This window comes from Yinghuangia soli, from assembly GCF_021502675.1.
In the GTDB taxonomy this organism is placed as follows: domain Bacteria; phylum Actinomycetota; class Actinomycetes; order Streptomycetales; family Streptomycetaceae; genus Yinghuangia; species Yinghuangia soli.
Genome location: NZ_JAKFHA010000007.1, coordinates 268,977 through 291,166, shown reverse-complemented (window position 1 = coordinate 291,166; position 22,190 = coordinate 268,977). Strand labels below are relative to the sequence as shown.

General features: G+C 71.3%; 15 protein-coding genes. 4 read left to right on the top strand and 11 right to left on the bottom strand.

Annotated elements, in window-relative coordinates; genetic code table 11:
* Positions 1 to 128: 128 nt before the first annotated feature.
* Positions 129 to 1,901 (top strand): DUF6114 domain-containing protein, encoded by a 1,773-nt coding sequence (locus LZ495_RS15935; protein WP_235052845.1) that lies wholly within the window; start codon positions 129 to 131, stop codon positions 1,899 to 1,901.
* Between the two features lie 82 nt (positions 1,902 to 1,983).
* Positions 1,984 to 2,580, top strand: a complete 597-nt coding sequence (locus LZ495_RS15930) for an SMI1/KNR4 family protein (protein WP_235052844.1) — start codon at positions 1,984 to 1,986, stop codon at positions 2,578 to 2,580.
* Positions 2,581 to 2,602: 22 nt separating this feature from the next.
* Here LZ495_RS15930 and LZ495_RS15925 read toward each other — a convergent pair whose 3' ends face one another.
* Both LZ495_RS15925 and LZ495_RS15920 read right to left on the bottom strand, forming a co-directional pair.
* Positions 2,603 to 3,220: a DedA family protein gene (locus LZ495_RS15925; protein WP_235052843.1), complete on the bottom strand. Its 618-nt coding sequence runs from the start codon at positions 3,218 to 3,220 to the stop codon at positions 2,603 to 2,605.
* 112 nt (positions 3,221 to 3,332) lie between these two features.
* Positions 3,333 to 4,154 (bottom strand): maleylpyruvate isomerase family mycothiol-dependent enzyme, encoded by an 822-nt coding sequence (locus LZ495_RS15920; protein ID WP_235052842.1) that lies wholly within the window; start codon positions 4,152 to 4,154, stop codon positions 3,333 to 3,335.
* 167 nt (positions 4,155 to 4,321) lie between these two features.
* On the opposite strand from LZ495_RS15920, the gene LZ495_RS15915 reads away from it, so the two are divergent.
* Positions 4,322 to 4,939: a GyrI-like domain-containing protein gene (locus LZ495_RS15915; protein ID WP_235052841.1), complete on the top strand. Its 618-nt coding sequence runs from the start codon at positions 4,322 to 4,324 to the stop codon at positions 4,937 to 4,939.
* Positions 4,940 to 5,003: 64 nt separating this feature from the next.
* On the opposite strand, the gene LZ495_RS15910 is transcribed toward LZ495_RS15915, so the two are convergent.
* From LZ495_RS15910 to LZ495_RS15890, 5 genes are all read right to left on the bottom strand, one after another.
* Entirely contained in the window at positions 5,004 to 6,182 is a 1,179-nt protein-coding gene (locus LZ495_RS15910) for an alpha/beta hydrolase (RefSeq protein WP_235052840.1), read from the bottom strand.
* Positions 6,183 to 6,306: 124 nt separating this feature from the next.
* Positions 6,307 to 8,517 (bottom strand): 1,4-alpha-glucan branching protein GlgB, encoded by a 2,211-nt coding sequence (glgB, locus tag LZ495_RS15905; protein ID WP_235052839.1) that lies wholly within the window; start codon positions 8,515 to 8,517, stop codon positions 6,307 to 6,309.
* Positions 8,518 to 8,637: 120 nt separating this feature from the next.
* Positions 8,638 to 10,143, bottom strand: a complete 1,506-nt coding sequence (locus tag LZ495_RS15900; RefSeq protein ID WP_235052838.1) for a maltokinase N-terminal cap-like domain-containing protein — start codon at positions 10,141 to 10,143, stop codon at positions 8,638 to 8,640.
* Positions 10,140 to 11,834 (bottom strand): maltose alpha-D-glucosyltransferase, encoded by a 1,695-nt coding sequence (gene treS / locus LZ495_RS15895; RefSeq protein ID WP_235052837.1) that lies wholly within the window; start codon positions 11,832 to 11,834, stop codon positions 10,140 to 10,142. Before treS ends, LZ495_RS15900 begins: the two co-directional genes overlap by 4 nt.
* Positions 11,831 to 13,816: an alpha-1,4-glucan--maltose-1-phosphate maltosyltransferase gene (locus LZ495_RS15890; RefSeq protein ID WP_235052836.1), complete on the bottom strand. Its 1,986-nt coding sequence runs from the start codon at positions 13,814 to 13,816 to the stop codon at positions 11,831 to 11,833. Before LZ495_RS15890 ends, treS begins: the two co-directional genes overlap by 4 nt.
* Before the next feature lie 492 nt (positions 13,817 to 14,308).
* Between LZ495_RS15890 and glgP the strand changes: the two genes are divergently transcribed.
* Entirely contained in the window at positions 14,309 to 16,948 is a 2,640-nt protein-coding gene (gene glgP / locus LZ495_RS15885) for an alpha-glucan family phosphorylase (RefSeq protein WP_235052877.1), read from the top strand.
* Positions 16,949 to 17,077: 129 nt separating this feature from the next.
* Here glgP and LZ495_RS15880 read toward each other — a convergent pair whose 3' ends face one another.
* The 4 genes from LZ495_RS15880 to LZ495_RS15865 form a co-directional block, all read right to left on the bottom strand.
* Positions 17,078 to 19,006 carry a vWA domain-containing protein gene (locus LZ495_RS15880; protein ID WP_235052835.1) on the bottom strand — a complete coding sequence of 643 codons (1,929 nt, stop codon included), beginning with the start codon at positions 19,004 to 19,006 and terminating at the stop codon, positions 17,078 to 17,080.
* A 146-nt stretch (positions 19,007 to 19,152) separates the two neighbouring features.
* Entirely contained in the window at positions 19,153 to 19,863 is a 711-nt protein-coding gene (locus tag LZ495_RS15875) for a hypothetical protein (protein WP_235052834.1), read from the bottom strand.
* An 80-nt stretch (positions 19,864 to 19,943) separates the two neighbouring features.
* Positions 19,944 to 21,560 (bottom strand): alpha/beta hydrolase, encoded by a 1,617-nt coding sequence (locus LZ495_RS44870; protein WP_235052833.1) that lies wholly within the window; start codon positions 21,558 to 21,560, stop codon positions 19,944 to 19,946.
* A 6-nt stretch (positions 21,561 to 21,566) separates the two neighbouring features.
* Entirely contained in the window at positions 21,567 to 22,019 is a 453-nt protein-coding gene (locus LZ495_RS15865; RefSeq protein ID WP_235052832.1) for a hypothetical protein, read from the bottom strand.
* Positions 22,020 to 22,190 lie beyond the last annotated feature (171 nt).

The following is a 22,190-nucleotide window of genomic DNA, read 5'->3' as shown; positions in this document are numbered from 1 at the left end:
CCACACCCGCGGGTGTTTGGCACCGGGGCGGGGGGGGGGGGGGCCCGCGGGGGGGCGCCCCCACCCCGCGAAGCAGCCGTGTGCCTCATGACGACCGGCCGATTCAGAAGTTCCCTCTGGAGCCCTTCGTGAGTAGTGACAATCCGCGTGCGCCCGGGAAGTCCGAGGCGACGCAAGGCGATGGCAAAGCCGAGGTCCGTGCGGACAAGCGGTTCAGGGGGCCGTTCAAGAAGGAGCGGCGCAAGGCGGCCGAGTGGCGGAGCCAGCGGCCGTTCTCGGCCGGGCTCTTCACGCTCCTCGCCTCGGTGCCGATCCTGTATTTCCCGTACGCGACGCTGACCTTGGGACAGGTCACGATCACCATGAGCACGATGGCCGGCGCCGCGTCCGCGATCATCGGCATCCTGCTCATCCTGCTGGCCATGGTGATGTGGTTCCAGCCGCAGCTGCGCATGTTCGCCGGTGTGGCCACCCTGGTCTGCGGCTTCGTCTCGTTCGTCACGTCCAACTTCGGCGGCTTCCTCATCGGCCTGATCTGCGCGACCCTCGGCGGCACGCTGGCGGTCGCCTGGGCCACCGACGAGGACGAGGACGAGGACGGCACCGGCCCGGAAGGCCGGGACGGAGACCCCGAGACGCTGGAGGCGCCGCACTCCGGCCTCGACATCCTCGTACCGCCGGCCCGTCCGGCGGACGCGGACGGCGGCGAGCGGGTGCCGGGCGGTGTCGGCCTGGGGGAACCCCCGGCCGGGTCGGCGACCAGTCGGCCCGGCAGCACCCCTGACCCGCTGGACAGCGCATCCCGCAGCATGTCCGGAGCCGCGAAGTTCACCGCCGCCGCGTTCCCCGCGGTGGCGCTGGTGGCGGCGCTGCTCCCGATGGGCCCGAGCGACCCGCTGCCGCCCAACCCCTTCGCGGACGGGCCGTGCGTGAGCGCGGCCCCGACCGGAGCGGCCGCGGCGGCTGCTGCGTCGGCTTCTTCGGCCGCTGCGGCTTCTGCCGCGGCGAAGGCGTCGGCGGGGGCTTCCACGGCCCCGGCGGCACCCGGGCAACCGGCGCCCGCCACGCAGGGGGCGCCTGCGGGGACCCAGGAAGCAGCGGCGCCCGGTGCCTCGGCGCCGGCCGTACCCGTGCCCACGACGGCGACGTCCAAGCCGGGGCTGCTGGCACCGATCATCGACCCGCTGAAGTCGCTGATGCCCACGTTCCTGCTGCCCAAGGCGGCGACGACTCCGGCGGCGCCGCCCGCCGGCAGCGGCGCCGCGCCGGCCGCCGGGGCGGACACGGCACCTGCGGCCGGGCCGACCGAAGCGGCGAAGCCGGAGACCCCGGCCGCCACGAAGTCCCCGACCGCGACCAAGTCCCCGACCGCGGACAAGGCCGACAGGGCGACGGCCAAGCCCACGGGCACGAAGCCGCCGTACCCGTGCCCGACCCCCGGCCAGGCAAAGGTGATGGCCGGACCGGGCGAGGTGGTCCTGCCGGACCAGCCGTGGATCCTGAAGTCCAGCCTGCTGGCCATGGCCGGCATGGACTACAAGGGCGTGGTCGAGGTGAAGACCGGCTCGGGCAAGACCAAGAAGGTCCTCAAGTTCGAGGTCAGCGGCGGCGTCGACATCTGGAACCTGGACATGTCGTCGCCGGTCGAGAACGGCAAGTTCTTCCGCGTCCACTCGACCAACAACACCAAGTCCTACATGCACAACGGGACGGTGACCTTCTACACGGAGAGCCTCAAGGGGAACCTGTTCGGCCTGATCCCGATCGAGTTCACGCCGACCAGCGAGCCCCCGCTCAACGTGCCTGCCGCGTTCTTCACGGACGTGACCGTCCGCCAGGCCGGCCAGGCGGGCGCCACCCTGGTCATCCCGGACGTCACGTTCGAGAACAAAAAGGTCTGACCACCCCGCCACGCAAGAATCGGCGGCCCCGGCTTTCGGGGCCGCCGATTCGCCGTTCCGGGGTGCGGATGAAGGGGGCAGCGTGAACGGTGACGGTCCGATCGAGGAGCTCTTGCGGTTGATGCCGCCACATGCCGGGGCGGGCGCCGTACGGGCAGCCGAACTTGGCGGGCCTGATGCGCCGATGCGCTATCCGACGGACTACGTGGAGTTCTTGCGTGTCTATGGGGCCTGCACCATCGAAGGGGAGGTGGTCATTGCGCAGCCGGATGCAATCGCTGATTTGCCGCTGCCCAGCCCTACGACGGAACGTCTCACAGAGCAGGCATGTGCCGACTGGGCCGAGTTTCCGGGGGGTGGGATCGCCCGGGGCCAGGCCACGGCGCCTGTGCGTGCCTGGGGGTATGACGCGGACGGAGCGCAGTTGTGCTGGGCGACCGATGCTGAGGAGCCGGACGATTGGCCTGTGGTCGTGCTCAGCCGCGGGCAGCTGGAATGGGTGAGGTACGACTGCGGGATGGTGGAGTATCTCCTGCGGGTGCTCCGGGCGGAGCCGGCAGAGCAGCCTCAGGCGGCTCGGGCCATCTGGGGGGTCGCGGCGCCGCGAGTTGTGGGGCGGCAGGAGGAGTTGCGGCGGGTCGCGGCGGGATTGGATCCGTTGACCGGGAAGCCGTGGTGACGAGTTCGGAGGCGGGCCGGGGTCAGCGGTCGGTGCGGCGCTTTTTGCGGCGGGTGAGGATTTGGCGGATGGCCTCGATCAGGATGGTGATCACTGCGGCGGCGACCAGGCCGGCGATGATGCCCTTTATGGGGTTGTCCTTGAAGGCGGTGCCGCCCCAGTAGCCGAGGAGGGTGGCGTAGGTGGCCCAGGTGATGCCGCCGATGGCGGTGAACTTGCGGAACTTGGGCCAGGGGTATTCGACGATGCCGGCGGTCACCGAGATGGCCGTGCGGCCGCCGGGGATGTAGCGGCCGGCGATGATCATCATGCCGCCGTACTCCTCCAGCCAGCGCTCGGCCGTGGCACGGGCGCGTTTGCCGCGTTCGCCGGAGAGCAGGCGGCGGGTGGCGAAGGGCTCCGCCCAGCGGCCGATCGCGTAGCCGAGGTTGTCGCCCAGGAAGGCGCCGAGTGCACCGGCCCCGATCAGGATGAAGAGGTTCGGGGAGCCGGTCGGGGTGGCGAAGACGCCGCAGGCGATCAGCGAGGTCTCGCTGGGCACGATCGGCAGGACGGCGTCCAGCAGGGCCATGCCGAAGACGAGCAGGTAGGACCAGGGCGAGTCGGCGAACCGCATGAACGGGTCGAACCAGGCTTCCACGGAGGTCCTCACTAGATCCGGATGGGCGCGCCAGGGCTGGGCACCGTTGCACTGCTACCCGCACTTCCCTGATTAGGCACATCCGCGTCTTGGCGAGGTGCCGGTGTCGGGGTCAGACCGGCGGGATCAGGACGGGGAGCCGTTCCGCGATCCTGTGGTCGCCGGCGACGGCCAGCCGGTCCAGCGGTACGCGTCCCCAGGTGAACATCATCAAGTCGGCGGCGGTGCCCGACAGCTCGACCGACAGCCCCTTCGCCGTCGGCGGGCCGCCGCGTTCGTGCGCCGGGAACTCGACCTCGTCCCCGGAGAAGCGCACTGACCAGGACTGCCCGGTGTCGGTGGCACGGAACCGGTACGTCTCGCCGGCGCCCGGGGGAGCGGGTCTGAACCTGCGGCGGGCGGGGGCCATGACCTCGAACGTCTGCGCCATGGCGTCGCAGGCCAGCATTCGGTCCGGCGGCGCCGGGTCGCCTACCGCGGCCTCCGCGTCCCAGCGGTGTACGGCGGCCTCGATGGCCTGCATGCGCATCCAGAAGCCGGCCGTCTGCTCCGGCGACCATGTCCACACGTGCAAGGCCGGATCCGTTGCCGCGAAAGTGCCGCCGAGTTCCTCCGCCCCGGCCGCGTACCACTCCACGAGGCTTGCCGGCACGGGGCCGGGCGTCGGCCCGCCCCGCGGTGCCGGCCAGCCCGGCCGTTCCCCGGGCAGCCCGAACTCGGGGTCCTCGCCTTCCGGCGGATCGACCAAGCGGGTGCGCAGGATCGCGGTGACGACCCGGTGCACCTGCCCGAGGTGCAGGACCAGGTCGGAGACCGTCCAGCCGGGGCAGGAGGGGACCGGTGGCGCCTCGGGTGCGTCGGCGGCCCGGCGTACCGCCGCCTCGAACCGCGCCGCCTCGTCCCGGAACCGCGCCACGAAGTCCACAGAGCCCATGCTGTCCAGCGTGCCATCGGGCAGGGCGGTCGGAGCGGTACGGCGCGGCGCGCCCGAGGCCGGGTTCTTGACCCTCTCCCTGTGTGAGGTGGCACGGTCGTCGGCAGGGCGGCCGCCACCGATGCCGCCGCTGCCATGCCGACTCCGGACATCGACGAGGACCACCTGTGACGCCGAAGGCCGACCTCAAGAAGACCCACAGCGATCTGTACGGCACCGGTGCCGCGCCGGTCTTCGTCGACGTGCCCGCGCTGCCGTACCTGATGATCGACGGCACCGGCGACCCCGACGGGCCGGTGTACGCCGAGTCGGTCGGGGCGCTGTACGGCGTCGCCTACGCGATCCGGTTCGCCCTCAAGGGCGCGGGCGTCCTGGAGTACCCGGTCATGCCGCTCGAAGGCCTGTGGTGGGACGCGGACGACGGAAGCTTCGACCACCGCGCCGACCGCGGCACCTGGCGGTGGACCATGATGATCCTCCAACCTCCGGCTGCCGCAGATTACTTCGCAGAGGCGGCGGCCACTGCGGCCCGCAAGAAGCCGGCGTCGCCCGTCGCCCGCGTCCGGTACGAGGAGGCGCCGGAGGAGCGCGCCGTGCAGATACTGCACACCGGGCCGTACGCCGAGGAGACTCCGGCGATCGAAAAGCTGCTGGCGCACGCGGCAGCCGGTGGTGCCGCGGTGACCGGCCTCCACCGCGAGATCTACCTGTCCAACCCGTCCCGGACCGCGCCCGAGAAGCTGAAGACGCTCATCAGGTACGCGGTCACGCCGGGCAAGTCTTAGAAGGATAGGCCTGGTTGCCCGTACCGCCGGGAGGCTCCGGAGCACGGGCAACCAGGCCCGAGTCTCAGGACTGAAGCGACCAGCCTGTGTTGGCGGTGCAGCTCGCCGGAGTCTCACCGCGGGCGTACCGCAGGAAGTCCGTGAGGCCGTTGCGCCAGTACGGCCACGAGTGGTTGCCCGGGCCCGCGCAGAAGCGGTGTTTGGCCACGGGCCCCTCGACCGCCTTGAGGTTGTTGTGCATGTCGACGACCGAGCCGTGGATGTCGGCCTCGTCGGTCCCCGCGTACAGCGCGAGCTTGTGCGGGTAGGTCTGGTACTTGCCCGCGGTCGCCAGCTTGACCGGGTTCTGCGCGTCCCAGTTCGGGCCGTTGGGACCGAAGACCTGGTGCGGTCCCCACAGCCAGCCCAGCGGGTAGCGGTAGGGGTCGAGGTCGGGGATGTTCGCGGGGTCGCCGATGCTCGCGCCGGGCGAGGTCGGGGCGACGACCGAGGCGTGGATCAGCGTCTGCGCCCACGGCATCTCGATGTTGGTGCCCGGCGAGAACCCGGCCGCGGCGCCGAAGAGTTCAGGGAAGCGCCCGGCGTACCGGAGCGCTCCGTAGCCGCCCATCGACAGGCCCGCGATCATGCGGCCCTGCTTGGTCTTGAGCGTGTTGAAGTTGGCGTCGATCCAGGGGACCAGCTGCTGGATGTGGAACGTCTCCCACTGCGGCGCGATGTTGCCCTTGGTACCGGTCTGCCAGTTGCTGTACCAGCCCGCGCTGCCGCCCTCCGGCATGACCACGATGCCGTTGTAGGAGGCCTGCGCGGCCAGTTGGACGATGTCGCCCTCGTCGACCCGCGACCAGTCGTCGAAGTCGCCGGTGCCGCCGTGCAGCAGGTACAGGCTCTGGTACGCGTTCGCCGGATTCGTCTGGTAGCCCTGCGGCAGCAGGATCCGCACGGTGATCACGGGCCGCAGCGGCTGCACGGTCGGCTTCGCCGGGTCGACCTGCTTGTAGATCGCCGCGGTCGTGAGCTTGACGTCGTAGAGCGGCGCGCTCGTCGGGTTGTGCGTCCCCGTGACCGGGGTGATCGACTGGAAGTCGATGCCGTACGAGTCGGCATTCGGCAGGCTCGGCGGGGCGGGCTGCGTCGCGGCCGCCTGCTGCGGCAGCGCCAGACCGACCGCGGCCAGCACAAACGCCGCAGCGCCGGTCCCCAGTCGAAGCAGAGGCCGACGGCGGGTGGCGAACAGGGGCATGGGTCCCTCCTGGTCCGGGCCGCGGCGCCGCATGCGCCGCGGCCCGGCCACGGTCACGCCCCTCGACCCCCGCCGTCTTGGACAAATCCGACACGGCGCAAGGGTGATGACGAGACCGCGGTGGTCAGAGGGTCAGCCAGATGGTGGCCAGCGGGGGGAGGGTGATGGTGGCCCAGCCGGAATCGTCCGTGGTGATGGCGCCCATGTTGCCGACGTTGCTGCCGCCGTAGGTGGCCGCGTCGGTGTTGAGGGTCTCGCGCCAGGTGCCGGTGCGGGGGAGGTGCAGGCCGAAGTCGTGGCGGACGAGGGGGGAGAAGTTCGCCACGGCGACCAGGAGTTCGCCGTCGGAGCCGTGGCGGATGAAGGAGAGGACGTTGTCGGCGGCGTTGCCGCCGTCGATCCAGGTGAAGCCGTCCGGGGTGGTGTCCTGCGACCAGAGCGCGGGGGAGGCGGTGTACGTGTGGTTGAGGTCGCGGACCAGGCGTTGGACGCCCTGGTGTTCGGCGTGCTCCAGGAGCCACCAGTCCAGGCCGTGCGCCTCGGACCATTCGGCGTCCTGGGCGAATTCGCTGCCCATGAAGAGCAGTTGCTTGCCCGGGTGGGACCACATGAAGCCGAGGTACGCGCGCACGTTGGCCATCTGCTGCCAGCGGTCGCCGGGCATCTTGTGCAGCAGCGACTTCTTGCCGTGCACGACCTCGTCGTGGCTGATCGGCAGGACGTAGTTCTCGCTCCATGCGTACATGAGCGAGAAGGTGATGTCGTGGTGGTGGTACTGCCGGTGCACCGGCTCCTTCTGGATGTACTCCAGGGAGTCGTGCATCCAGCCCATGTTCCACTTGAGGCCGAAGCCCAGGCCGCCGTGCGAGGTGGGGCGGGTGACGCCGTCCCAGGCGGTGGACTCCTCGGCGATGGTCACGATGCCGGGGACGCGGCGGTAGATGGTGGCGTTCATCTCCTGGAGGAGGGCCACGGCGTCCCAGTTCTCCCGGCCGCCCTCGGAGTTGGGCACCCAGTCGCCGCCCTCGCGCGAGTAGTCGAGGTAGAGCATCGAGGCGACCGCGTCCACGCGCAGGCCGTCGATGTGGAACTCCTCGGCCCAGAAGACCGCGTTGGCGACCAGGAAGTTGCGTACCTCGGTACGCCCGTAGTCGAAGACGAGCGTGCCCCAGTCCGGGTGTTCGCCGCGGCGGGGGTCCGGGTGCTCGTACAGCGGGGTGCCGTCGAAGCGGGCCAGCGCCCAGGCGTCCTTGGGGAAGTGCGCGGGCACCCAGTCGACGATGACCCCGATGCCGGCCCGGTGCAGGGCGTCGACCAGGTGCCGGAAGTCGTCCGGTGAGCCGAAGCGCGAGGTCGGCGCGTAGTACGAGGTGACCTGGTAGCCCCACGAGCCGCCGAAGGGGTGCTCGGCGACCGGCATGAACTCGACGTGCGTGAAGCCCATGTCCTTGACGTATGCCGGGAGCTGCTCGGCGAGTCCGCGGTAGTCGAGGCCGGGGCGCCAGGAGCCGAGGTGCACCTCGTACACGCTCATCGGCGCCGCATGGTGCGCGCGCCCGGCGCGCGCCGCCATCCAGTCGTCGTCGCCCCACGCGTACCAGGACGTGTCGACCACGGACGCGGTCTGCGGCGGCACCTCGGTGGCGAAGGCCATCGGGTCGGCCTTCTGCCGCAGGTGGCCGTCGCGGCCCATGATCTCGTACTTGTACTTGGTGCCGTCGCCCACGTCCGGGACGAACAGCTCCCATACGCCCGAGGACCCCAGCGACCGCATCGGGTGCGCGGTGCCGTCCCAGTAGTTGAAGTCGCCGACCAGCCGCACGCCCTGCGCGTTCGGCGCCCACACCGCGAAGGAGGTGCCGGTGACCGTCTCGCCCTGCGTCTCGTACGCGCGCACATGCGAGCCGAGGACCGTCCACAGCTTCTCGTGCCGACCCTCGCTGATGAGATGCAGGTCGAACTCGCCGAGCGTGGGCAGGAAGCGGTACGGGTCGTCGGTCACCAAAGTGGTGCCCTCGTACGTGACCTCGAGCCGGTAATCCGGGACCTTCTCGCCCGGCAGTACGCCGCAGAAGAGCCCCTCCGCCTCGTGCGCGAGCTCGTATCTGCCGTGCTCGGCGACCACCACCACGCGCTCCGCCCACGGCCGCAGCACCCGCAGCACGACGCCGTCGGCGTCCGCGACCGGATGCGGGCCCAGGACGGAGTGCGGGTCGTGGTGCGCGGCGTCCAGCACGCGCCGCAGCTCGGCGGGATCGAGCGGCGGCGCGGGCGCGGCGGGCGCGACCTCGGTGAGCACGGATTCCACGGGGTCCACCAGGTGAGTGGGCGTCACGTTTGTCGACCTCCAGGGGACGGGGGCGGCGAAGGGACCGGATGGACAGCTGTTCGGGACGAGCGTGCGCAGTTCCGTTTTCGTTGCGGTTCAAAAAGCCGCTGCCCCGGGCGGACCCGGTTAATGCGGCGCCGGCGCCCGGTCCGCCAGCCGGCGGATCGCGGACATCGGGACGGGCAGCCACGAGGGCCGGTTGCCCGACTCGTAGACGACCTCGTAGACGGCCTTGTCGGTCTCGAAGGCGCGCAGCAGGACGGGTTCGGCGCGCGGGTCGACCGAGCCGGCCTTGGCGTAGCCGGCGCAGAAGGCGTCGCGGTTGCGCATCGCCCACTCCTCGGCGCGCCGCACCAGGTGCGGCGCGGGCACGCCCGCCCCGCCCGCGCGGCGCTCGGCGAGCAGGTGCCGGGCCGCGTAGTCGAAGGACCGCAGCATCGCGGCGACGTCGCGCAGCGGCGAATGCACCGCGCGGCGCTCGACCAGCGGCTGCGCGGGCTCGCCCTCGAAGTCGATGAGCACCCACCGGGTGGCGGTGCGCATGACCTGGCCGAGGTGGAAGTCGCCGTGGATGCGCTGCAGCGGCACCGGGTGGTCCTCGCGGCCCAGCCGGGCCAGGTCGCGATACGCCTCGCGCAGCCGGTCGGCGTACGGCGCGAGCTCGGCGACGACCTCGGTCGCCGCGTCCAGGCGGCGGCCCATCTGCTCGGCCAGCGCGGTCAGCTGCGCCTCGCGGGCGATCCCGGTGGGCAGCGTGCGGGCCAGGTCGGCGTGCACCTCGGCGGTGGCCACGCCGAGCCGGAACGACTCGCCGGCGAAGTCGCCGCCGACCTCGTGGGCGCGCAGCGCGTCCGCCGAGCCGATGCCGTGCAGGTCCTGGTCCGCGTACAGGTCGCGGACCGAGGTCTTGGCCAGCTCCCAGCCGTCGGTGCCGGTGCGCAGGTACTCCTGGACGAGGCCGAGCGTGGTGGTCTCGCCGCCGAACTCCGCCTCGAACCACGCCACCGGCTGCGGGATGCGCCGCGACCCGACGTCGGCGAGCGCCAGCGTCAGCTCCAGGTCCGGGTTGACCCCGGGGGTGAGGCGGCGGAACAGCTTCATGATGACGTCGTCGCCGAACACGATGGACGTGTTGGACTGCTCGACGCCCACCACGAGGCCGGCCAGCCGGGTGCCCGGCGCCCGGTCGGCGTAGCGGTGGAAGACCAGCGGGCCGGTCTCGACCGGCCGCTCCGGGACGGCCGCGGCGAACCGTTCCAGCACCCAGCGGGACAACTCGCTGTCGTGCGCCGCGTCGTACAGCACCGTCCCGTCGTGCGGGCCGCCGCGCAGGCGGCCGATGGTGGCGTAGTCGAGCCGCTCCAGGCGCCGGGCCCGGATGCCGAGCAGCAGCTGGTAGTGGTCGGCGGCGGCCGGGTGCCCGGCGGCCGCCTCGTGCTCGACGGCGAGCACGAGGTGGAACATCGCCGGGTCGCCGCGGACCACCTCGACGGCCGAGACCACCTCGACTCCCCGGATCGTCCGGCCCTTGCCGGCGAACCATCTCTGCCGCGGCAGCCAGGGCACGAGCTGTCCGCGGACGGCATCCACCGGGATGCCGCCCAGGTTCTGGAGTCGAGTGGGATCGGTCACAGCGTTCGCGCTCCCCGGGTGAGTCGGAACCAGTAGAAGCCGTGCCCCGCGAGCGTCAGGAGATACGGGAGTTCGCCGATCGCGGGGAATGTCACGCCGCCGAGCAGCTCGACGGGCTGGTAGGTCTCGAACTGCCGCAGGTCCAGCTCGGTGGGCTGGGCGAACCGCGAGAAGTTGTGCACGCACAGCACCACGTCGTCCTCGTACTCGCGCAGGAATGCGAGGACGGACGGGTTGGACGAGGCCAGTTCGTTGTAGACGCCGAGGCCGAACGCCGGGTTCTGCTTGCGGACCTCGATCATCCGGCGGGTCCAGTGCAGCAGCGACGAGGCGTTGCTCATCTGCGCCTCGACGTTGGTGACCTGGTAGCCGTAGACCGGGTCCATGATCGCGGGCAGGTTCAGGCGGCCCGGGTCGCAGGCCGAGAAGCCGGCGTTGCGGTCCGGCGTCCACTGCATCGGCGTGCGGACGCCGTCGCGGTCGCCGAGCCAGATGTTGTCGCCCATGCCGATCTCGTCGCCGTAGTAGAGGACGGGCGAGCCGGGCAGGGACAGGAGTAAGGCGGTGAACAGCTCGATCTGGTTGCGGTCGTTGTCGAGCAGCGGCGCGAGGCGGCGGCGGATGCCGACGTTGGCCCGCATGCGCGGGTCCTTCGCGTACTCGGAGTACATGTAGTCGCGCTCTTCGTCGGTGACCATTTCGAGCGTGAGCTCGTCGTGGTTCCGCAGGAAGATGCCCCACTGGCAGTTCAGCGGGATCGACGGGGTGCCGGCCAGGATCTCCGAGACCGGGTAGCGCGACTCGCGGCGGACCGCCATGAAGATGCGCGGCATGACGGGGAAGTGGAACGCCATGTGGCACTCGTCGCCGTCACCGAAGTAGTCGACGACGTCTTCGGGCCACTGGTTGGCCTCGGCGAGCAGCACCGTGTCGGGGTACTTGTCGTCGATCTCCTTGCGCACCCGCCGCAGGAACTCGTGGGTGGCCGGGAGGTTCTCGCAGTTGGTGCCTTCCTGCGCGAACAGGTAGGGCACTGCGTCGAGCCGGAAGCCGTCGATGCCGAGGTCGAGCCAGAACCGCAGCCCGGCGAGCATCTCCTCCTGCACCCGCGGGTTCTCGTAGTTGAGGTCCGGCTGGTGGCTGAAGAAGCGGTGCCAGAAGTACTGCTTGCGGACCGGGTCGTAGGTCCAGTTGGACGTCTCGGTGTCGACGAAGATGATGCGGGCGTCGCCGTACTGCTTGTCGTCGTCGGCCCACATGTAGTAATCGCCGTACGGGCCGTCCGGGTTGTTGCGGGACTCCTGGAACCACATGTGCTGGTCGCTGGTGTGGTTCATGACGAAGTCGATGATGATGCGCATGCCGCGCTTGTGCGCCGCGTCGACGAACTCCACGAAGTCGGCGAGGTCGCCGAACTCCGGGAGCACCGCGGTGTAGTCGGCCACGTCGTAGCCGCCGTCGCGCAGCGGCGATGCGAAGAAGGGCGGCAGCCACAGGCAGTCGACGCCCAGCCATTGCAGGTAGTCGAGGCGGGCGGTGAGGCCCTTCAGGTCGCCGCAGCCGTCGCCGTTGCTGTCCTGGAAGGACCGGACGAGCACTTCGTAGAAGACGGCGCGCTTGAACCACAGCGGGTCGCGGCGGCTGCGCGGTGTGTCGTCAAAAGTGTCGGAGATGGGGTCATTGACGATCACGGGTTGTTCCTCCGGACCGAGAAGAGATGCGCGGGTTCGAGTGCCGGGTCGAGGCGCACGTAGTTGTGCTGACCCCAGCGGTAACTCGCCCCGGTGAACTCGTCGTGCACCGGGAACGTGTCCTGCCAGTCCATACCGAGCGACGGCATGTCCAAGGACACCGTGGCCTCGTGGACCGCGTGCGGGTCGAGGTTCACGACCACTACTACGAGATCCTCTGCGTCGCCCGTACGGGTCCGCTTCGAGAAGGCCATCACCGCATCGTTGTCGGTGTGATGGAATTTCAGGTTTCGCAGCTGTTGCAGCGACGGATGATGTCGCCGCACTCGGTTAAGGGTGGTGAGGTACGGCGCGAGCGAGCGTCCCTCCCGCTCCGCCGCTGCCCAATCCCGCGGCCGGTATTGGTACTTCTCGGAATCCAGGTACTCCTCGCTGCCCGGCGCCACCGCGAGGTGCTCGAAGAGCTCGAAGCCCGCGTACACGCCCCAGGTCGGGGACAGCGTGGCGGCCAGCGCGGCCCGGATCTTGAAGGCCGCGGGCCCGCCGTACTGCAGTGACGCGTGCAGGATGTCCGGCGTGTTCACGAAGAAGTTCGGCCGCATGTAGGCGGCGGACGGGCCGCTCAGGTCGGTCAGGTACTCCTGCAGCTCGTCCTTGCCGGTCCGCCAGGTGAAGTACGTGTACGACTGCTGGAAGCCGATCTTCGCCAGCGTGTGCATCATCGCCGGGCGCGTGAAGGCCTCGGCGAGGAAGATGACGTCCGGGTCGCGGCCGTTGACCTCCGCGATGACCTTCTCCCAGAAGACCACCGGCTTGGTGTGCGGGTTGTCGACCCGGAACACCCGGACGCCGTGCGCCATCCAGTAGCGCAGCACGCGCAGCGTCTCGCGCACGATGCCGTTGAAGTCGTCGTCGAAGTTGACCGGGTAGATGTCCTGGTACTTCTTCGGCGGGTTCTCCGCGTACGCGATCGAGCCGTCCGCCCTCCGGGTGAACCACTCGGGGTGCTTCTGGACCCACGGGTGGTCCGGCGACACCTGCAGCGCGAAGTCGAGCGCGATCTCCAGGCGCAGTTCGCGGGCCCGGGCCACGAAGGCGTCGAAGTCCTCGATGGTGCCCAGATCCGGGTGCACCGCGTCGTGCCCGCCCTCCGGCGAGCCGATCGCCCACGGCGACCCGGGGTCGTGCGGCCCGGCCTCCAGCGAGTTGTTGGGGCCCTTGCGGAACGCTGCGCCGATCGGGTGAATCGGCGGCAGGTAGGCGACGTCGAAGCCCATCGCGGCGATCGCCGGCAGCCGTTCCATCGCGGTGCGGAAGGTGCCCGACTTCGGCGGCAGCACGCCTGCCGGGTCCACCTCGGCGCCCTCGGACCGCGGGAAGAACTCGTACCAGGACCCGAACAGCGCCCGCGGCCGCTCCACCTGCAGCGGGAACCGCGCGCTGGAGGTCACCAGTTCGCGCAGCGGGTGGGCGGCGAGTACGTCGGCGACCGCCGGGGCCAGCGCGGCCGCCAGCCGCTCCTCGGGGGGCCGGGCGGTGTCGCGCAGCGCGTCGACGGCCTCCAGGACAGGGGCCTGCCCGGCCCGCTTGGACACGCCCTCGGCGGCCCGCTCCAGCAGCCGGGCGCCTTCCTCCAGGACCAGTTCGACGTCCTGGCCGGCCGGGATCTTGATGCCCGCGGCGTGCCGCCAGGTGCCGACCGGGTCGCTCCACGCCTCGACCGCGTACGACCACATGCCCTCGGTCGGCGCGGTGATCTCCACGTGCCACCGGTCGGTGCCGGGTGCGCCTTGCGCCATCGGCAGATACGGCCCGGCCTTGCCGCGCGGGTCGCGCAGCACCAGGTTCACGCCGAGGGCGTCGTGGCCCTCGCGGAACACCGTGGCACCGACCTCGAAGGACTCGCCGGCGACACAGCGCGCCGGGCGCGTGCCGCAGTCCACGAGGGGCTGGACGTCGAGGATGGGGATTCGACCGATCATCGGCTCCGGTCCTGCTGCTCGTTGCTCGAGTCGTTTCTCGAACGCTTTCGGGGCTGCCGCGCGGGCCGGGGCGGCGGCGGCCTTTTCGTCCGACGGCCGGTCGGCGGCAGCGGACTTCCCCGGGGACGGAGGAGTCCGAGGAGTCCGGACCGGCATACCGGGACGCTTCTTGGCCGCACTGCCCATGCCCACGCTCCTGCTCGACTGCCCGGTAACGGCGATTGCGACACGTGTGCTCACCCGCGCAGGGGCAGGGCGAGTGGGGGGACGCGCTCATTCAACGATCACGACGGCGGACGGGGCACGGTCCAAATGGCGCAATTACCGCACGGCTTACCGCCCGCCGGGCCCGTGCCTGGGCCCCGCGGTCGGCCGTTCCGGATTCGTCATGGGGTCGGTTCTGGGGGCGTCCTGCAAGATCTTGCCATCCCTGCAAACACAACGCATCCACTGTCGCAAGTCATGCCGTGTTCCGGCTAGGGTCTGATGGCTGTGAGAGCAATCCGCCGATTCACCGTGCGCACCGTGCTGCCCACCCCGCTCGAGCCGTTGGGCCGGCTGGCGATGAACCTCCGCTGGTCCTGGCACCCGGAAACGCGCGACCTGTTCGAATCCGTCGATCCGGAGACCTGGGCCGCGGTCGGCCGGGATCCGGTCCGCCTGCTCGGCGCGGTGCCCACCGGGAAACTCGCCGCCCTCGCCGAGGACCGCAGATTCCTGGCCCGGCTGCAGGTGGCCGCCGAGGACCTGGACGACTACCTCACCGGCGCGCGCTGGTACCAGACGCTGCCCGAACCGGGCGCCGGCCGCCCGGACGGCGCACCCACCGCGATCGCGTACTTCTCCCCGGAGTTCGGCATCACCGCGGCGCTGCCGCAGTACTCCGGCGGCCTGGGCATCCTGGCCGGCGACCACCTCAAGGCGGCCAGCGACCTGGGCGTGCCGATCATCGGGGTCGGCCTGCTGTACAAGCACGGCTACTTCCGCCAGTCGCTGTCCCGGGACGCCTGGCAGCAGGAGCGCTACCCGCTGCTCGACCCCAACGAGCTGCCGCTCACCCTGGTCCGGCACCCGGACGGCAGCGCCGCGCGGATCGTCATCGGCCTGCCCGGCAACCGCGAGCTGCACGCCCGCATCTGGAAGGCGCAGGTCGGCCGCGTCCCGCTGCTGCTGCTCGACTCCGACATCGAGGAGAACGAGCCGTTCGAACGCGAGGTGACCGACCGGCTATACGGCGGCACCAGCGAGCACCGCCTGCACCAGGAGATGCTGCTCGGTGTCGGCGGCGTCCGCGCGGTGCGCGAGTTCTGCGCACTCACCGGCCACCCGCAGCCCGAGGTCTTCCACACCAACGAAGGCCACGCCGGCTTCCTGGGCGTGGAGCGCATCCGGGAGTTCCACGAGACCCGCGGCCTGGACTTCGACGCGGCCCTGGAAGCGGTCCGGGCCGGCACCGTCTTCACCACCCACACCCCGGTCCCGGCGGGCATCGACCGCTTCGACCGGGAGCTGATCGCCCGGCACTTCGGCGGCGACAACGCGGCCCCGGGCGTGCCCGTGGACCGGGTCCTCGCGCTCGGCGCGGAGAGCTTCCCGGGCGGCGAGCCCGGCGTGTTCAACATGGCCGTCATGGGCCTGCGCCTCGCGCAGCGCGCCAACGGCGTCAGCGAACTGCACGGGCACGTCAGCCAGGGCATGTTCGCGGGCCTGTGGCCGGGATTCGACCCGGCCGAGGTGCCGATCGGCTCCATCACCAACGGCGTGCACGCCCCCACCTGGGTGGACCGCGACGTCCTGGAGCTGGCCGGCCGCGAGCTCGGCCCGGACTTCGGCGCCGGGTTCGGCGAGGAAGGCCACGGCTGGGCGGCCCTCGACCGGATCCCTGCCCAGGCGGTGTGGGAGCTGCGCCGCACGCTGCGCGCCAAGCTGGTCGCGGAGGCCCGGGTCCGGCTGCGCGAGTCGTGGAAGCAGCGCGGCGCGGGCGATGCGGAACTGGGCTGGACCGAGCACGCCTTGGACCCGGACGTCCTGACCATCGGGTTCGCCCGCCGCGTCCCGTCGTACAAGCGGCTCACCCTGATGCTGCGCGACAAGGACCGGCTGCGCGCGCTGCTGCTGCACCCCACCCGGCCCATCCAGATCGTGGTGGCCGGCAAGGCGCACCCCGCGGACGAGGGCGGCAAGCGCCTGGTCCAGGAGCTGGTGAAGTTCTCCGACGGCGAGGACGTGCGGCACCGCATCGTCTTCCTGCCGGACTACGACATCGCGATGGCCCAGCACCTGTACCCCGGGTGCGACGTGTGGCTCAACAACCCGCTGCGGCCGCTGGAGGCGTGCGGCACCTCGGGCATGAAGGCGGCCCTCAACGGCTGCCTGAACCTGTCGATCCTCGACGGGTGGTGGGACGAGTGGTACGACGGCTCGAACGGCTGGGCCATCCCCACCGCGGACGGCATCGAGGACCCGGACCGCCGGGACGACCTGGAGGCCAACGCGCTCTACGACCTGGTCGAGCACAGTGTCGCGGCCCGCTTCTACGACCGCGGCGCCGACCAACTGCCCAGCCGCTGGCTGGAAATGGTCAAGCACACGCTCGTCTCGCTGGGCCCGAAGGTGCTGGCCTCGCGCATGGTCAAGGACTACGTCAACAGCCTGTACGCACCGGCCGCCATCGCGGCGCGGTCGATGGCCGCCGAGGAACTGGCCGGCGCGCGGGCGCTCGCGGACTGGAAGGCCGAGGTCCGCGCCTCGTGGCCGCAGGTCCGCGTCGACCACGTCGAGTCCGGCGGGATAGGAGACGCCCCCGAGGTCGGCAACACGCTCGACCTGCGGGTTTTCGTGAGCCTGGGCGACCTCAAGCCCACCGACGTCGAGGTCCAGGTCGTGCACGGCCGGGTGGACGGCGGCGACGCGATCGTGGACGGCGAGGTGGCCCCGCTCAAGCCGGTCCGCCGCGACGAGCACGGCCGCTGGTTCTACGAGGGGTCCCTCGCGTTGGACCGTACGGGTCCCTTCGGTTACACCGTCCGGGTGATGCCCGCACACAATCTGCTGGCCACCCCGGCGGAACTGGGCCTCATCGCGGTGCCCACCGGCGACGAGGGCGTCGCGGACGGCCTGCCGCTGCGCTGAGATCGAGCGGCGTCCGCTGCGGCGGCGCGTCCGTCTTCCCGCTGCGCTGAGGGAGCATGCGGGAATCCGGCGGCGCGGCCGGCCGGGCCGGCGGGCGGCGGGGGGGCGCCCGGCCCCCCCCGCCCCGTCTCAGCGGGCGGGTCCGGCGCCGGCCGCGCGGCGCCGCCACAGGACGGTGCCGAGGCCGCCGGCGGCGAGTACGGCCAGCACGATGCCGGCCGGCAGCGCCAGCTTCTCCGCGGTCGAGTCGCCGGACGCGGCGACCGGCCGGGTGCCCGGTGCGGGGCTTGCGGCGCCATCACCGGGCCCGTTCTGCGGGGTCTGCCCGGAGGCCGCGCCGCCGGTGCCGCCGGTGCCGTTCCCGGGGTCGCCGAAGTGGAACACCGGGTCGTCGCCCGGGACCGGGCTGCCGGAGATGTCGACGGTCAGATCGATCGGCACGATCACGCCGAGCGCGGCGGTCTTCGGCTCCGCGACCAGCAGCTGGATGTAGTACGTGCCGGGCATCGCATACCCGTCGTAATCCCACTCTGCGGGGTCCGCCGAGCGGGTGATCTCCCAGGGTCCGCAGGTCCATTCGTAGCGTCCGGGCTTCCCGGCGAACAGCTTCGTCAGGCTGGAGTCGTCCGGATCGCAGGTGGCCGGATTCCGCGCCGCATTGTGGATCCGCACCGTGAAGCCGGTGGTGACCTCGAACGGGAAGTCCGCGCCGATGTCCACCCCGGCCTTGACGGTCAGCCGCTGGCCGGCCTTCAGGTCCACCCGCCACAGCGGCGCCTCGCCGACCGCGATGGACTGCCGGTAGGTGCCGGGGCCGATCGGCGTCGCGCTGTTGAACGAGAATCCGCCTTCGGCCAAGGCGCCGGTCCGCACCGGGACTTCGGGCGCAGGCGACTTCGCGGTCTCGGCATCGGCCATGCCGATCAGCAACTCGACCGGGGTGACCGGGTCGCCTGCGTCGGTGATGGTGTTCTCGATCATGATGCAGCCGACGTCGCCGGGCGCGGACGCGCCGGGCTTGGTGCGGGCACCCGCGGTGAGGATGTTCGTCCAGCCGGTGGCCGCCTTCAGGACCCGTATCCAGCCGCTCGGTTCGCCGTCCGACACGGGGCCGGCCAGGACGGTGATGCTGGAGTTGCGGGTGTAGCCGCGGTGGAGGACCGCCGTCGCGCTGACCTGCAGCAACTGGTCGGGGCGCTTCTTGACCCGGTAGTAGAGGTCGCGCCCGCCGGCGAAGCCGTCGAGGTACTGGCCCGGTTCGATCATCGGCGCGGCGGCGCAGCCGTCCTGCGCGCCCTGGATCGGCCGCCCGGTGGCCTGGTAGGTGGTCCACGCCCGGCGGAACAGCGTGCCGAGATTGGCGGCCAGCGCTTGGGCGTCGGCGGCGTCCGTGTACGAGCCGCCGGTCTCGCGCGCGATGCACTTGAGCTGGTCGCGGGCCGGTCCCGAGGTCTTGAAGCCGACCGTGTCGACGGCCAGGTCCACCCCGGCGGCCTTGAGTTCCTTGGCCACTTCGCAGGGCGGCGGCGGGGCGCAGGTGTCGTCGCCGTCGGAGACCAGCACGATGCGCCGCTTCCCCTCGGTGCCGAGGTCGGCCGCGGCGGCCCGCAGGGCGACGCCGATCGGGGTGAACCCGACCGCGTTCATCGCCTCGACCTTCCGCTTGGCGGCGGTGCGCGATTCCGCGGTCAGCGGGGCGACCGGGACCAACTGCTGGGTGTCCGCGCAGCCTTGGGCGCGGTCCTCGCCGGGGTACGTGGCGCCGTAGACGCGCAGCCCGATCGGGGCGTCGGCGGGTGCCGTGTCGATGATCCGGGCGACCGCCTGCTTGGCGGCCGCGAGCCGGGTCTGCCCGCCCGCGTCGTCCGCCTTCATCGAACCGGAGAGGTCGAGGACGAGCTCGATCTTCGGCGGCGGTCCGGGCGATGCCGCGCCCGGGGCCGCGCCCGCCGGGGCCGCGACGGTCAGCGGGGCCAGGAGGGCGAGGAGGCTGCCGGACACGAGGGCTGCGGCCGTCGCGGACGGGAAGGCCCGGGCTCGTCGTGGTCGGTGGCTCATGGAAGCGGCTCCCTCCATCGGTTCGCCGCCGCGGGAGGTCCGGGCGGAGCACCGATGCTAGGGATCATGCGCGGGCCCGAATCCGGCAAAGCGGATGTAGGGACCCTCGCAACTCCCTCGGAATTCCTGGCCGTTCCCGGCCGCGCTCAGCCGAGCGCGTCGCGTATGTGGCCGAGCGGAGACGTGTTCGGTGCCGCAGCCGTACCTGGGGCAGGGGTCGGTCCCGGGGTCGGCGTCAGCGGCGGCGGGCCGGGGAGCGACGGGTTCGAGGTGGGCGTCGCGGGCGGTGTGAAGGTCGGTCGCGGCGGGGGATGGAGCGTCGTCGGCGGCAGCGTGGGCGGCAGGTCGGTGATGTAGAAGTAGTCGTACACCTCGGACGGATCCGGACTGAGCCGGCAGCCGCTGGTGATCGAGAGCGCACCGTACGTCTGCGGCTGGACCGTGTAGGCCGCGAACGTCATGCCGCCGCCCGCGGACCGCGCCCCGGAGACCCGCCATTCGTCGACGGTCCCGTAGCCGGGCTCGCCCTCCCGGGTCGCCACCGGGCGGCTCGGCGGGTTCGCGAAGTCGCGGATGGCGAAGCCGCTGCGCTCCGCCTGCGCGCGGATGGCCCGGAAGGCGCTGTGCTGGTCGCCGCCGGGGATCACGAAGTTCACCAGGAGCATGGTCGTGTAGTAGCCGCGCTTCATCGTGCGCGGCAGCGGATCGGTCTCGCATTCGCCGGGCAGGAAATCCACCGACCCGAAGATCTCGGCCTGCCCGCCGGGACCGCCCATCGCCCGTAAGTGGCCGAGTAGTTGCTCGTACAGCGCGGTACGCGTCTGGTGCAGTGTGGCGGTCTCGGTGGGCCTAGGCACGACACTCCAATACGCACATGAGAACACCGGGACCAGAAGGCCGACGACGACCGCCAGCGGCAAAGCGAATTGCCATGTCTTCACCGGCCGCTTGTAGCCGAGGGCGGGGCGCTCTGGCGCGGGTCGTACACCCCCGCCGCCACCTTCGCCTGGTTCCCGAGGCTGGTGTCCGGGATCTCCAGCTTCTCGTCCTTCATGTCCCAATAGCTGAAGTGCCCTCCTGTGTTGGCCGGGAACCTGGTCGCCCCGAAGTCCGGGTCGTTCGGCAGGCGGTCGTGGAAGACGAAGCCCGGCGGCGCGATCATGTCGTCGCCCGACATGCCGACCCAGACGCGGGTGGGGTCGAAGTTGAGGTCGTCCACGTTGTCCACGTGCACGCCCGGGCTGCCCACGAACATGATCTCGTCGGCGTTCAGGCCGTCTTCGTCGCGAGCGGCGTACGCCACCACCGACGTTCCGTAGCTGTGCCCGCTCGCCGTGAGGTGCTGGTTCGGCGGCCCGGCGGCGCGCATGCCGTCCACGAACCGGTCGAATTTCTCGGCGCCTTGCTTGGCCCGATCCGGGGATATGGAGCTGCCGAAGCGCCCGAAGCCCGCTTCCGGGGCGTCGTAGTCCAGCCACACGATCGCCGCGGCGGACTCGCCGGTGGGACTGGCCTTGATGGTGGCGCGCTGCAGCCGGGTGAGCCGGCTGACCTGCTCCTCCAGTTTGCCGCTCACCGTCGCGTTCACGCCGGGCACCTGGATCACGGTGTTCTTCGCGGTGTCCGGATCGCCGATCGCCATGACCACTTGGCCGTCGAGGTACTGGTTGCCGAACTTGAGGAGCAGCAGCTGCGATTCGGGCGGCCGCTCGTGGTTGGTGGCGAGCTGCTGGTCGATCCGCTTGAGGTTCTTCCACTCGCGCTGCTCGGCGACGGTGGCGGTGCCCTCCGCGACGAGCGGGCCGAGTTCGGCCAGCCGCAGGCTGAGCGCGACCCGGTTCGCACTGTCGCGGACCGCCGCGGGCAGCCCGTCCATGCTGCCGATCTCGTGCGGGAAATCCAGGAGGTACGCCTGCCGTTGCGCCTCACTGAGGGCGGCCCACCAGGTCGACGCCTGCTCCGGGGGCATGCCGGTGAAGATGCCGCGCAGGTCCTCGGTGGCGTTCTTGAGGGCCGCCGCATCGCCGGCCGCGACCTCGGCGGCGGAGAGCTTCGCCAGTGCGGCGGCATGCAGTGCATCGGCCTGCGCGGCTTCGGCCAAGATGGCCTGGAACCGCTGTGCGTAGCCGTCGATCTTGCCCTGGATCGCGGCCACTTGCTGTGCGTCGCGCGGTCCGGTCGGGCCCATCGCCTCGGCCACGGTGAAGCGTTCGCCGGCGACCGTGACGACGAAGCCCTCGCCGAGCGCGGCGTGCATCTCGCTGAACAACCGGGTCTGCGTCGCGGCCAGGGTCTCGACCGCGAAGTCGAGTTCGGCGGCGATGCTGCGGGTCTCCAGAGCGGCGATCCGGATGCGCCGCAGCGTGGTCTCCAGCATGCTGTCGGCCAGGCCGGCGGCATCGCCGCGCCAGCCGCCGCGTTCCGTCATGCCGCATACGCCGAGTTCGAAGTCCCGCGCGATGTCGTCGAGTTGGTGCATGGTGCGGGTCCAGGTCGCGGCGTGGCCGCGGATCGCGTCGAACTTGGCGTCGCGCAGAGCCTCGAAGGTGACCACCGCGGTCTACGGCATGTTCGCGGTGTTGCGGGCCTCGGCTTCGAGATAGCCCTGCAGCGTGAGCCGGATCTTGTCGGCGCAGGCGCGGGCCGCGTCGGCCACCCGGCCCAGCTCGAACGCCCAGCCGTCGGCGAGCGTGCCGGCCTGCCATCCGGTCTGGAATCCGGCCATTCCGGACGGCATCCCCAGGGCCAGTCCGGTGCCCAGCGCGCGCAGCTTGTCGGTGGCGTCGTCGGCCCGGGCCGCGGCGGGCGGCAGCAGGCACGTGTTCACCTCGTAGCGGGCCCCCGCGCCGGGCACGTGCCCGCCGAGGAACGCCGGGTTGTTCGGCGGCGTCCCGGGCGACGGCTTGGGCTCGCCCGGTGCCCCCGCGGTGCCGGCCGGGCCGGTGGGAGCGGTTCCCGTGGCGCCGGGCTTCGGTGTTTCCCCACCCTGCCCAGGCGGTGGTTGATCGGCCATGACAAGTCCCCCGACTCATGTCGCCAGCAGCGATACCGGGCGTCACTTTACTGGCGGATCGCCCCAGGTGACAGCGAAGTCGGCGGGAACGTCGGCTTCCGGTCAGGGCGGTGGATGTCATGACTTCATGACAGCGGCCGGAGGGGGCCGAAGGAGGGTGCGGGCACCGGA

Bases quoted from the DNA above. Each gene is read 5' to 3' on its own strand.
- LZ495_RS15920 (WP_235052842.1), bottom strand. From the start codon at position 4,154: ATGGGCTCTGTGGACTTCGTGGCGCGGTTCCGGGACGAGGCGGCGCGG.
- LZ495_RS15910 (WP_235052840.1), bottom strand. From the start codon at position 6,182: ATGCCCCTGTTCGCCACCCGCCGTCGGCCTCTGCTTCGACTGGGGACC.
- LZ495_RS15890 (WP_235052836.1), bottom strand. From the start codon at position 13,816: ATGATCGGTCGAATCCCCATCCTCGACGTCCAGCCCCTCGTGGACTGC.
- LZ495_RS15880 (WP_235052835.1), bottom strand. From the start codon at position 19,006: ATGAGCCACCGACCACGACGAGCCCGGGCCTTCCCGTCCGCGACGGCC.
- LZ495_RS15865 (WP_235052832.1), bottom strand. From the start codon at position 22,019: ATGGCCGATCAACCACCGCCTGGGCAGGGTGGGGAAACACCGAAGCCC.